The sequence below is a fragment of the Bradyrhizobium sp. USDA 4354 genome (assembly GCF_054060315.1).
This window is the reverse complement of record NZ_JBSSDC010000001.1, coordinates 2,844,915-2,858,742: the sequence shown is the minus strand read 5'-3', so window position 1 is coordinate 2,858,742 and position 13,828 is coordinate 2,844,915. Positions and strand designations below refer to the sequence as shown.

Annotated in this window: 4 protein-coding genes; all 4 read right to left on the bottom strand. The window is 62.8% G+C overall.

The features are described 5' to 3' along the window. Nucleotides 1-27 precede the first annotated feature (27 nt). Entirely contained in the window at nt 28-1,875 is a 1,848-nt protein-coding gene (locus ACVIIV_RS13420) for a sigma-54-dependent Fis family transcriptional regulator (protein WP_456744610.1), read from the bottom strand. Between the two features lie 226 nt (nt 1,876-2,101). Next, nucleotides 2,102-5,404: a carboxyl transferase domain-containing protein gene (locus ACVIIV_RS13415; RefSeq protein WP_456744609.1), complete on the bottom strand. Its 3,303-nt coding sequence runs from the start codon at nt 5,402-5,404 to the stop codon at nt 2,102-2,104. A 211-nt stretch (nt 5,405-5,615) separates the two neighbouring features. Next, a complete protein-coding gene (locus tag ACVIIV_RS13410) occupies nt 5,616-10,112 on the bottom strand; it encodes a TIR domain-containing protein (RefSeq protein ID WP_456744608.1) in 4,497 nt (1,498 codons plus the stop codon). Nucleotides 10,113-10,453: 341 nt separating this feature from the next. Next, nucleotides 10,454-13,651 (bottom strand): patatin-like phospholipase family protein, encoded by a 3,198-nt coding sequence (locus ACVIIV_RS13405; RefSeq protein ID WP_456744607.1) that lies wholly within the window; start codon nt 13,649-13,651, stop codon nt 10,454-10,456. Between the last annotated feature and the right edge of the window lie 177 nt (nt 13,652-13,828).

Below are 13,828 nucleotides of genomic sequence, written 5' to 3'. Positions count from 1 at the left end.
CCGTTTCGGCAGGAACCCGCGGGCTCGCTAGAATGAGATCTTCAATTGCTTGATCTTCCGGTACAGCGTGGCGCGGCTCAGCTTCAGCGCGCGCGCCGCTTCCGTCACGCGGCCGCCATGCTGGCGCAGGGCTTCCACGATCGTCGCGCGCTCGGCTGCCGCGAGATCCGGCTCCGCCCTCCCACCAAACGGCGGCAGGTCGAGGTCGGTGTCGGCGATGACACCGTTCTCCGCCGTGCAGCCGGCGAGCCGCAGCACGTGGCGGAGCTGGCGCATGTTGCCGGGGAACGGGTAGGCCGCGAGCTGCGAACTGGCCTGCTCCGACAGGCGGCAATTCGGCGCCTCCTCGCGCGCGATCTGGCGGATGATGTCGCCTCGGTCGGCGCGCTCGCGCAAGGCCGGCAGGTGCACCTCGATGCCGCGCAGGCGGAAATAGAGGTCGGCGCGGAAGGTGCCCTCTTCCGCCATGCGGCCGAGATCGCGATGCGTGGCGCTGATCAGGCGGATGTCGACGGCGACAGGCTTGAGCGCGCCGAGCGGCCAGACCTCGCGGTTTTCCAAGACGCGCAACAGGCGCGTTTGGAGCGCAATCGGCATATCGCCGATCTCATCGAGAAACAGCGTGCCGCCATCGGCCTGCACGATCAGGCCCTTCGAGCCCTCGCGCCGCGCGCCGGTGAAGGCGCCGGCCTCGTAGCCGAACAGTTCGGCGTCGATCAAACTCTCGGGCATGGCTGCGCAATTCAGCGCGACGTAATTGTTGCGCGCACGATTGCTTGCCGCATGAATGGCGCGCGCGAACACGTCCTTGCCGACGCCGGTTTCGCCATGCAGCAGCACCGGCAGATTGTGATCCCCAATGCGCGCGAGCCGGTTCACGCTCTTGATGAGGCCGGGATCGCGGCCGGCGAGCCGATGCAGCGCACCGAAGCGGTCGACCGGCGCATCGCGGCGCGGCGCATGCGACTTTGCACGCAGCGGCGGGGCAACATGCCCCTGGCCCAACGGACTGCCATCCGCGCGACGCAGCTCGACGAGCTCATCCGTACCACGCGTGGCATGATGATCGAACTTGACGTAGCGCGACAGATCAATGCCGGAGGCGATCATGCCGTCCGTGAGACCCAGCAGTGCGCGCGCAGAACGGCAGGCGCCGACGACGCGCCTGTCGTCGTCATAGGCGATGAGGCCGCTGCCGCCGCCACCGGGCACGGTGGCGATCCAGGCGTTGCGGAAATGGCCGCGGAAGATCGCACCCTCCATCCGCCGCGTCGCCTCCATCGTCACCGCGAGCGCAAGCTGGTGCGCGGCGCGCTCCAGATCCTCGCGGCAGGAGGTAATGTTAATGGCACCGGCGAGCCGCCCGGCCTGGTCGAACAGCGGCGCCACGGCGCAGGAGAACATGTGCCACTGAGCGCGAAAATGTTCGTCGCGATGCACCAGGATCGGCTTCTCCTCGGCCAGCGCGGTGCCGAGCCCATTGGTGCCCTCGAAGGTCTCGGCGAAATTCGAGCCCGTGTAGATCTTCCAGTCCAGGAACATCCTTGCGTCGGCCTCGCCCGGCAGGCGGCTGAACAGCATGGTCGCGTTCGCATCCGCGAGATTGACGCAATAGCCGGCGTCGCGCAGCACACGGGCGAGACCGTCGAGCTCGGGCATGGCGAGCCTGATCGTCTCCTCCATCGGTTCGGCGGCACGCCGGATTTCGGCCTCGGTCAGCGTCTGCGGCGGGCCCTGGCGGGCGGGATCGAGCTTGTGATTGACGAGGCACCGCCGCCAGGAATTGGCAATCCGCGAAGAGGCATCGACGTCAGCCACGTGGTTGGCGACGGACAAGACACGGGCGACATGGTTCGAGGCCGAAAGGCTGGCCATCGCGGACGTCTCCACCCTGTATTATTGTGCAAAGTCTGGCACCACAGGCGGGGATGTCAATCGGGAACGGGTTTCGCTGTCATTCCGGGGCGGCTCGAAGAGCCGAACTATGGTGCGCCCTTGCGCACCTGAGAATCTCGAGATTCTCGGGTGCGCAAGGGCGCACCCTAGTTCGCGCTTACGCGCGCCCCGGAATGACGGCATCATCAGAATTGCTGCACCGCCCTCACCACGTATCGATGCACGGCCGCTTCTTCGCCGTCCTCGCCGGCGGCTTCGGCACAGAGCGCAGGCCCGCCATGATCCAGCGCCGCGTCTCGGCGGGGTCGATGACGTTGTCGATCTCGAACACCGAGGCGATCGAGACCGCCTTGCCGTTGGCGTAGAGCTCGGCGACCTTGTTGCGGTAATAGGTCTCGCGCTCTTCGGGGTCTGCGATCGCCTCCATCTCCTTGCGGAAGCCGAGGCGGACATAGCCTTCGAGGCCCATGCCGCCGAACTCGCCGGTCGGCCAGGCCGCGGTGAAGAAGGAGGCGTGGAAGCCGCCTCCGATCATCGACTGCGCGCCGAGACCATAGCCCTTGCGCAGCACGATGCCGAACAGCGGCACGGCGAGACTCGCGCCGGTGACGAACATGCGCGAGACGTGGCGCACGATCGCCGTCTTCTCCGCTTCGGGACCAACCATGAAGCCGGGCGTGTCGCAGAGCGAGACGATCGGCAGATCGAAGGCATCGCAGAGCTGGAGGAAGCGCGCAGCCTTGTCGCCGGCATCGGCATCGATCGCGCCACCGAGATGGCGCGGATTGTTGGCGATGAGGCCGAACGGCTTGCCCTCGATGCGGATCAGCGCGGTGATCATGCCGACGCCGTAATCGCGGCGCAGCTCCAGCACGGAATCCTTGTCGGCGACGAGGTCGATCACGCTGCGGATATCGTAGACGCGCAACCGGTTCTCAGGGATAGCGCGGCGCAAGAGGCGCTGGTCGGCGGCTTCCCAAGCCGTCACCGCGCCCTGGAAATAGGACAAATATTTCTGCGCAACGCGCGTTGCCTCTTCTTCGTCCTCGACCAGGATGTCGATGACGCCGTTGGGCGACTGGAACGTAACAGGGCCGACCTCGGCCGGGTGATAGACGCCGAGCCCGCCACCCTCGATCATGGCGGGACCGCCCATGCCGATCGAGGCGTTCTTGGTAGCGATGATGACGTCGCAGCAGCCGAGCATCGCGGCATTGCCGGCGAAGCAATAGCCGGAAACGACGCCGACGACAGGCACGAGACCGGAGAGCCTTGCGAACTGCACGAAGGACGGGCCGTCGAGGCCGGTCATGCCGAGGCGGTCGGTGTCGCCGGGCCGGCCGCCGCCGCCTTCCGCATAGAACACCAGCGGCACGCGCCAGTCTTCCGCGAGCGTCAGCATGCGGTCGATCTTCTTGTGATTCATGTGGCCCTGCGTGCCCGCGAGCACGGTGTAGTCATAGGCCACGACGATACAGCGCGCGCCCTCGGGCCCGAACTTCTCGGCATTCACCGTGGCGACGCCCATGACCAGGCCGTCGGCCGGTGTGTTCTTGATGAGGTCGTCGAGCTTGCGCCGGCGGCGCTGTGCCGCAATCGCAAGGCTGCCGTACTCCATGAACGAGCCTTCGTCGACGAGCTGCGCGACATTCTCGCGCGCGGTGCGCTGGATGGTGTTGCGGCGGCGCTCGACGGAGGCCGGGCGATTCTCGTCGAGCGTGTTGGCCTGGCGCGCGATCAGCTCGGCGAGGTCGGGGCGAATGTGATCGAGATCGATATCGGCTTCCGTCGCCGTGCTGTCAGCTGCGACCTCGAGCGGCTCGAGATACAGAATCGGCTCGCCATGCATCAGCGTGACGCCGTCGTCCGCGACGAGCTTCATGACGCGGCCGCCCTGCTCGGCCATGACCAGATGCTCCATCTTCATGGACTCGATCACGGCGAGCTGCTGGCCGGGGCGCACGATCTCCCCTTGCTTCACCTGGATGGTGACGATGGTTCCCTGCAGGGGCGCTGCGACCATCACCGCGCCTTCAGGTGCGACCTGCGCGACATGCGCTTCCGGGCCGTGACCGGAGTGCTCGGTCGCCGCGAAGTAGAGCGGCCTGGCTGCGCCATCGGCGGCCTCGACGAGCTTGGCGATATTGCGATCGATGAAATCGGTCGCAATGCGGTTGGTCCTGAAATCGGGATGCGCCAGCACCGCCTGGAGGAAGGCGATGTTGGTGATGACGCCGTCGATCCGGAATTCGCGCAAGGCGCGCGAGGCCTTTGCGACCACGTCGTGCCAGGCCTCGCCCGGCGTGTGCACGATCACCTTGGCGAGCAGCGAATCGAAGGCCGCGCTGGTCTTGTAGCCGGCATAGCCAAAACTATCGACGCGGACGCCTGGGCCCGATGGCGGCTCGAACACGGCAAGCACGCCGCCGGTCGGATGGGTCGCGCCTGTCTCGTCCAGCGTCTCCATGTTGACGCGAAGCTGCATGGCATGGCCGCGCGGCTTCGGGATCGAACCCTGCTCAAGACCCAGCGCAGCCAGCGTGCTGCTTGCAGCGACCGCAAGCTGGGCACGGACGAGGTCGACGCCGAGCACCTCTTCTGTGACGGTGTGCTCGACCTGGAGCCGCGGATTGGCCTCGATGAAGGCAAAGCTGTCCTCGGCCGTGCCATCGACCAGGAACTCGAAGGTGCCGAGATTGTCGTAGGACGCCGCACTCGCCAGCTGCTTTGCCGCCTCGATGATGCGACCGCGCAGGGCATCGCTCAATGACGGGCTCGGCGCCACCTCGATCAGCTTCTGGTGGCGGCGCTGGATGGTGCATTCGCGCTCCCAGAGATGGGAGACCGCACCATGGCGATCGCCGATGATCTGGACCTCGATGTGGCGCGCCTGCCGGATCAGCCGCTCGGCATAGACGCCGTCGAAGCCGAACGCTGCCTTGGCCTCGGACTGGCAACGCGCATAGGCTTCCGCGAGATCGGACGCCTTCTCCACCACGCGCATGCCGCGGCCGCCGCCTCCGGCCATCGCCTTGATCACGATCGCCGCATTGCCGCCGAGCGAGGTGAAGAACGCCGTGATCTCCTCCAGCGAGGACGGCCCGCTGGTGCCGGCGATGATCGGCACGCCGCAGCGCTTTGCCAGTTGCCGTGCCGCAACCTTGTCGCCGAACAGTTCGAGCGCCACGGCCTTCGGCCCGACGAAAACGATGCCCGCATCGCTGCAAGCCTTGGCGAATGCCGCGTTCTCGCTGAGGAAGCCGTAGCCGGGATGCACGGCATCGCAGCCGGCCGCCTTCGCCGCGTTCACCACCGCTTCGATATCGAGATAGGCTCGGGCGCCGCGGCCGGGGATTTCGACGGCTTCGTCGGCAACGCGCACGTGCAGCGACAGCGCATCGTCGGCGGGATGGATCGCAACGGTCGCGATGCCGGCGTCGGCCGCCGCGCGCGCGATGCGGATGGCGATCTCGCCACGATTGGCAATCAGGAGTTTTTTGAACGACATGCAGGCCGCCTCCACGCCCGCGTGCAAGTCGCGGGATCAGGTTCGAGCATCCTGCATCCTCACTTTCGCAGCGATCGTCAAGACCGGCCAGGCCTGCGTCGAGAACCGCTCCCGTAAGCCGGAATATCCTTGCGTGGACAACCGTCGTGGCGGCAGCCACCCCGGACGTTTTGAGCCCCGCACGCACCTGCTTCAAGAGGTCGCGAACAGCTCAACCATATAGGACCTCGCGTCCGAAGAATTCTGGAAGCCGATCGACATAGCGGTACTCGAGAGGTAGCGTTGGCCTTACCCCCTCCTTCATCGCCTTGATGAATTCAAGGTCGTTGCACACCATCACTCGGACCTTGAACGGATCGAGTATCTCCTCGCGCAGAGGTGACCTTCCCCCGTAGGAGATATAGAGGGAGAGGGGTCCGCTGTACTTCAAATCAAATGCATCCTGACTCGAGAATTTGAAGTTGCAGAGGGCAAACATGTGATCCGTTTTGCCCAATCGGATCATCACAACGGTGGGCGTCTCCCTTCCATGCTGCGCCATCAACTCTTCCGCAAGGCTGTGTTCCTCATCGTGAGTCGTTATGGAGTGGAGGCGACACTGCATGCCTCTGTGGTACAGTATCTTCCTTACCGACATCGTGATCGGTCTTTCGGTCGCGTCAGGATTCGTTTGCGTCACCACGACGCACAGGCAATGAATCAGTCTCAAGAATTCCCGCTGGCCGAGATTCTGCCACAACGACCTGATTGTCGGATCGTCACAAGAACCTGTGGTCAGCAGTTGACGAACCTGATCCAGGAAACCGCTGCCGCTGCCCAGCGCTTTCATCGCCTGGTTCTGATCGACATTTGATTTCTCCACGAGATGAATCAATTCCATCATCTCCGGGCTTAGCAGTTCAATCTTCTTGGGTTTGCTTGCTTCAGCATACAGCGCGATGATTTCCGCGCCGGACGATGGCGCCGCCGGATAGTCCAGTCCTTTCAGCGCTCGCTCGACGACACCCCCGCACCAGGGCTGGGCCAAGATCGAAAAGATCGTCGAACAATCAGCCAGGATGGTGGAAAGCATGCGTGCGTCTCCACGAGCCTTGGCCAGGTCCACGCACCGGCTCGCGCTCTCAACATCATCAAGTGCGGCGCATAGCCAAAACCCCGCCTCGAGCTGGTCGTTCGACCACGTTTCCGAGCTGTGCAGATCGGTCGATGTCACGATTTTTGCGTTCGCATCACCTTTTGTTGCGGCGAGCGTGAAGCGAAGGACATCCTTCCACTGATCCGACCAGTGTTCCGAATCGTCGATCAATGTCCCCGCCTTTTCATAATCACCAGCTCCGATCAGCGCTATGACATGGTAGAAATCGGCTTGAAACGGCTCGTACGGCTCTGCCTGCAATACGGTGAAGACCTGCAATGCTTCAGCATACTTGCCAGCAATGCAATAGCTGATGGCTCGCCAATGACGAACGAACGGCTCGTCCTGGCGTTCGTTCTGGTACAGAAAGTCTACATCCGCCTCGACCGCGGCATACCACGACGCAAGGTGCTTCGCTTTCAATCGCGCTTCCCACATTCTCAATTCGTCATTGCCGGCAAGCGCAGCTTCGTTGAACGCTAGAGTTGCTTCAGCCGGACGGTCGAGACGATAGAGGACCAGTCCCCTGAAATAGTGGACTTGGCGCGGGTCTTGCCCTTCAGCCGCCGCCCTCTCCAACGCGACCAGAGCCTCCTCGTAGACATCCCGCTGAAGGGAACACCAACCGAGATCAAACCAAGCGCCCGCGTTTGCTGGCTCGGCTGCAACGAGCAGAGTACAAGAGGCGTGCATTCCATCGAACAGGCGATTTTCTTCACAGAAGGCTGACTTCACGCGGCTGGCCCATTTTGTGTGGGCCGGATCCCGTTCGGCATTCCCCAGCACTTCGACAATTTCATCCGTATTCAACGGAGGCGCAATCTTCGCTGCCAGCAACACGCTGATCGCAAAAGCCCGCTTTCCGACAGATAGCGAGGGGTCTGCCGCGTACCGCAGGGCGAGTCCCCTGGTTTTCTTGCCGCCTATGCTGGCTGAAAAGAAATCTACGGATACCTCGTCGCTGGCCAATCGGGCGGTGACCTCCTCCTCGAACCCAGCGTCCAGCAACGTCGTCACCGCCTGGAGCGCCGCATTGTAACGGTCATCCGCTTCCGCACCCCTTCCCTCCGGCGCGATCCATCTATGATCTTTCCCAAACTTCGTTTCCGAGCCGAACACGAATCTGGCGCCCGGCCGCGCGCGCAGCGGCTCCAGTGGCGAATGTTGTCCTGACAGCAGCCGGCGCGCGAGTTTTAGGGCGGTCGGACCGTGCGGCCCCTCCGCAGCGACGCAGCCGCGCAAGCCGTCCGCGAGGTCAGCGGGCGGCACGAGTCGCCCTGACTCAATGAACTGATCGAGGACAACGCTACTGCGGCCTACCAGGAGCAGGAAATGCGCAACCCCCGATTTCGGCAGGTCGAACTGACGAAACAGTCGCTCATATCGGTCTGCAATGGGCTGCAATGCTTCCATCAGCGGGGGATGGTCGGCCCAGCGACGCAAGCAGCGGACCACGCCTTCGTCACCCGCGCACCGCCCGCGAGGCTCGTCGAAATAGCCGATGAAGTCGCTATGCAGCCGCGACAGCCGGTCGATGATCGATTTGACCGCCTGAGTTGACCCGGGCCGCAGCTCAGCGAAGATTTCCGCCAGAAGCAGCGTGGCTGCTGCGCTGATGGTCGATTCTGGAGATCGTTCTGTCGCCGACCTCATACGAAACAATCTCTGCAGCAGCGACGGCTTCTCCGTGGGTTCCGGCGGCTTGCAAAAGAACGACGAAAGCGTTTCGGCCAGATCGCATCGCTGCTGGTCACCACGATAGGCAGGGGACGACGCCCAGATCGAAAAGGCGAACAGGACGACGCTGCGCAACCGAGGCTCGTGGCATGCCCGAGCGGTCAGGTCGAGGATGATTGAATCTTCCGGCTTGAAGCGCTGCGTGATCCAACGCGCGGCGAGAAACTCCCGGCAGGTTTCGTGAGACCACACGACCGGCTCGACGGACGTCATGACGCCGCCCCGAGTTCTCAGCCAACCCAAGACCTCGTTCGCCGCGCCACGGGCCAGCGGCGGCGGCATGTCGCTGCGCAGTTCCTGGAGGGCATCGGCGACGGCCTCTGAAACAATTGGCGCCGAATGGATGAATACATCGAATTGCGATGCGGCAATCGATCCAAGCACACGCAAGATGCCCTCATCGTTGACGAGCACGTCCGGAATCTCGATCGGCCCCTCCGTGGCGTCGCCGAAGGATTGACGGATCAGGAGCTCATAGAGCTCTCCCCGCGTATCCGGCAACTTGCGATCCCGCCGTATGATGGCCGCCGCCATCCGAACTCCGAGCGCCGTGTCGAAAGCGAACGAGCGCCCACGATCGCGCTCCTGGAAAAATCGCTGAAGCTCTGCTTCGCTAAGCAGCGCCCTCGCGATGTCGGCGGCCTGAGCCGGGCTGAGCTGATAAAGAGTCAGACAGGAACAGGCGTCCGCCAATGCGAAAATCGTATTCCGCAAGAGATCCGCATCTCTTGTCGTAATAATCATGGAAGCCGCGGGAAACTGCTTTCTGAGTTGCTCCAGAAACGTCAAAACCCGCCTTCGGTCGGCACTCGGAACTTCATCGAGGCCATCAAACAAAAGGAGCGCCGAGACCTTGGCGGCTTTTGGCCAAGACGTGAGAAAGTCGTCAGGCAACGGCTTGAGAAGGGTAAAATCACCCGCTGAAATGAGCGCATTCCTTATCTTCTGCTCGAACGTTTCCCCACTCGCCACGGCGATGTGTCGCAATCGAACCAGAAACGGCAAACGTTGACACGAGAGCCCAACTGCGGCCGGATCGCTCCACGCCAGAAGAGCAAACCTTCGAATGAGGGTCGACTTCCCCGTCCCGGCTCCGCCACATAGAACGGCGGCACCGTCCTTGTCGATGACGTCGGCTAGCAGCTCGCGCGCCAGCGCAACTGGCGGCGAGTCGCTCGACTTGTCGCCGCGCGCCCGCAACGACATCGCCTGAATGGTCGTCTGGCCCGCATCGATGTCGACATAAAGTTGTTTGGCGTCGGAGGACAAGCTGTCGCCAAGTGTGTAAGTCGATCGTCCGCAGAAAGACTCCAGGCCTTCGATATACATCGAAATGCTGGCGGCCGCCTCGCGTTCGCCTTCGTATCGTGCGATCATCGCTCCGATGTCGGCGATGACCGTGGTCATCGCGGCATTCCAATGCTCAGTGCCCAGGGCCGGGTCGAGACACGGCATCTGCTGCGCCGAGTGGGTTCCGGGAAGAGCCGTCGGACTGACCTCATCGATCGTGCAAGCGAGCAGTTTTTGTTCTGTCCGCGCGTAGCCAGCCTCCTCCAGCCACGTGACGCGTTCCTTGCCGCTGATAACACCATCGGTCACCGCATGACTCGACCAGCACACCAGAATGCACGCTGCCTGCTTCTTTGCTTCGTCGATCTCATCTTCCCATCGCCCTCCGGCGCGGATCCGGTGGAATGACTCCACCTCGGAGGCGGAAAAACCCGCGGCGGCCGGATTGTCGAGCCACACTTGCAGGCCAGCGTTACGCAAGGCGACAACGATAGGCCTTATTCGAGGCTTGTCGGGGCTCGCGTGACTAATGAACACGTAAGACATCCGCTTCGTCCTTGTCGGCGGCCGCAGAACGTTCCGACTGTCGTCATGATTTCAAGCAGGCTGGACCAGCAGGGGTACGCCCCCTGGCAATAATCCGCGTCCGCGGTCGATTTGCGATGGCGGGCCGAAATCAGGAAACAGTCGGATGCAATCAATGGAATACTTCTTCCAATGATACAATCTGACGCCTTCAGTGCAAGCTCCTTGATGCGCGCTATCAGGTCGTCAAGCGCAATGGAGTGGTGCGGGAGGTCGCCCGCGCCGTCCCGAGCATCAGCTTCGCGATGCACCATCACCGATCGGGTTGACCGGCCCATAGCGCGGCAACGAAGCCGAAAGCTTCATCGTGTGTCGTCGGCCTTCAACCCGAGCCGATTCAGCCGTCCCAACTTCAGAAAAAAGCCGTCGACCAGCCAGAGATGGAGCCGCGCCGGGACGCACAACACGAGCGTCAAGACGCCGACCGCGATCCTGGTTACGTGTTCGCGAATGATGGGAACGGCCAACAAAATCGCCATGAAGACGACCGCAATGACGGCAATGAGAATTGTCCGACGGTCGATCGTGAGTGGCGTCTCATTTGCGCCTGATGTGAACAGCTCGAACAGCCAGATGCCCGCTGCGACAACTCCAACCATCGCAAGCAGCCCAGTCGACAGGAGAAGTACACGGGACTGCGACCAGACTCTGAACATGAGCTTACCTCCACTGCCAAGCAGGTCCAGCAGACGCTGGTAGGTCGGATCGGATATCCTCGCGTCGTTCATGACGGATTCGATGGCCAGGAAATTCCAATTGCCCGGAGCCTGCGTGGCCTGCGGCAGAACCTGCACCTTGGAAAGATAGTGATCGGTCATGCGATAGCCGCTGGTCATCAGGGCAAAGGCCTCGACGTCGGAAAAGCTGTCGAGGTCGGTGCGGATGCCGGCGAGGAGCTGCTGGACCTCCTTGCGGATATTGTAGCTGGTGCGTGGCTCGCCTACGCTAGACCTCGGCTCGTGCGGTTCCTCGCATCCGACCCAGTCGAGCGGCACGACGTCGAGATCCTTCTTCAGGTGGATGAACATCGTTCCCTTGAGCAGGCCGCGCTTCTCCAGCGTATCGAGGCGGGTGTATTGTTCCTGCCGAACGCGCTCCATGAGCACCGAATTGCTGCGCATGAGCGGCGCAACGGTCCCGCCGCCGGGATCGATCGCAACGTCTGTTTGTCCCGAAGCATCGCTCACGAGAACGACGCTGCAGCCTTGCTCGAACAGGCCCGCAATGCCTTGATTGTCGTGTACGCCGCCGTCGACCTGGCGCAGGACGAGTGGCTCCGCCTTCTTGCCGCGGTGCTCGAGCCGGTAGAGGCCATCGAGCCTGATGGGCTCGAACAGGCCCGGCACGCAGGCGGATGCGACCACCGCCTGTGACAGCGGCGTATTCCGGTGCGCCGGCGGCGCATCGTTGTGGTACATCCTGCGCAGCCGGTTGGTGCCGTCGGCGTTGGGATCGATGGCCCACGGAGATTCGCCCATATAGCTCACCGTGTATTGCCAGGCATGCCCGGTGTTCAATGTCGTGGCGTTCAGGATCAGCATCGGCACCTTGGCGGCGCGGCGCCAATTGTGGATCTTCGGATCGAAGCCCTCTTCCGCGTCGGCGGGGATAATTCTCAGTTCTTTCAGGAGCAGGGGGGTGCCGGGCTTTTCTCTCTTGACGCCGATCTTGTCGAAGAGCTGGCTCTCGAACAGCTCACCCAACCGAACCGTTCGTGTATAAGCACGGCTGAAAATCGAGCGCAGCAGCGCGACCGGATTCGCAAATACGCGCATCCGGATGTTCGTCTGCACGCCTGCGAGAAAGTCGGTCGCGACCTGCCTCACGAGCTCGACGTATTTCTCGCGAATCTTCTCCGGCTCCAGCTCATCGAGCTTCGTGGTCATCATCATCTCGCGCAGCGCGAGGTAATAATGGGCACCAATGATCGAACCGCCGGAGACGCAAGACAGTACCTCGACCCGGCGCAGCACATCGAGTTCGGCCATCCTTGCAAGCACACCAATGTGGAACAACGATGCCCTAAAGCCGCCGCCAGACAGCGCCAGACCGACCTTGCCGATGAAGGCGCTCTCGCGCGCTGCCGGCGATTTCGCAGAATTGCTCTTGCTCGCCACCTTCAATTCAAGGAAATCGTCGAGGACCTCGGATGCCTTCAGGACGTCGGGTGAGTCAGGAGATGGCGTACCCTTTTGCTGGAGCTGAGCAAGCGTCGCGAGTTGGTTGGCCGTGCTGCGAAATTCCCAATCCGGCGTGCCGCGGACGCTCTTTGCTCGCGTCAGCCAGGTTTTGGCGTCGTCATATTTTCGCAGTCCGAACAGCGCTTCGGCGACCGTGACAAGATACCACCATTCCTTGTCGAGGTCAGGATTGTTGGACCGCATCGGCACCAGCTGCGCCTCGATCGCCTCACGTATCTTCTGAGCCTCGGCTCGCCGCTCATCAACCGATGGCGCCTCATTGGCCGCTTCGATCTCAGCCAGCTGGTCCAGAACGAATGCAGCGTTGATCGCGGTGTAGCCCTTGTCGATCTCGGGTCCGACCTCAAAGCCCCGCCGGTAGAAGCGGTATGAGCGCTCGAGCTGATCCTTCTGACCGGTCGCCTGCCAGCGTCGCTTGAAGATCGCGCCGGCCAGTCCAAGCACCTCCTGATCCCGTGTGGTGGAGAGGTTGAAATGCCCGCCGAGGATCTCCATGGCCCTGTCGAGGGCGACCAGGACCGGCATGTCGGAATCCTTATAGGTGCACAACGCATGCTGCCGCGCGAATTTGTCGCGAACCTCGGCCCTGTCGATCTGGGTCTTGCGGACCTTCGCGATGACCTGGCGCGCCCAACCGAACCTGTCCTCCTCCTTCAGCCGATCGACCAGAGCCAAGACCTGGTCGGGCGAGAGGTTGCTTCCTCTGAGATAATCCTTGGCCTCGTCGATAACCGAACAGGTCAGAACGACGCGATCCTCGAAGCCCGCCTGGATCGCCGATTGACGAAACCGGGCGGTCGCATCGTTGCCTTCCCTGGCCGTCCCTTCCCACACGATCGCGGAGACCCGCCGATGCGCCCCGGCATCCTTCGCCAGCGCTTCGGCCTGTTCGATGATCGCCGCGTTTGCGGCCGCGTAGGCAGCATCATCGTCCTCCGGCTTCCCAGCCAGCACGATGAGATCGCCGCGCCTTTCGGCTGCTTCGATCATGCGATCGAAGATCGGCTGCCACTTTCCTGGACGGTCATTGACGGAGGACTTGAGGAAGCTTTGCACCGCAAACGGCAAGATGATCCGGACCCGCAGGCCGAACTGCTCCGCCTCATCGAGAGCGACGAGATCGGCGCCACAGGCGGCCGAGCAGACCAGCGCCACCGCGTTTTCATCCCGGAGCAGCGCAGCGATCCGCCGATGCACGCTGGTGATGGCATCTCGCGGGAAGCGGGGCGGATGGGTATCGGGCGCATCGATCCGCCGCCCGGCGAGCGCGATGACAGCAGGGACAGGGCCATTCGGCATCGTCGTACTCCGCAATAAGGTGCTGGCTGGGCTGCGTCCCGCAATGGAAAAATCGACCTACGTGTGCCGCGGGTGAGGCGGTCACCGAGAGCCGGGGAGGCCACGTTCCAGCCAAGCTCAAGCAATCATTCGACACAACCAACAGAAGTATCGTCTGGCACGATACAATCCGTTGCT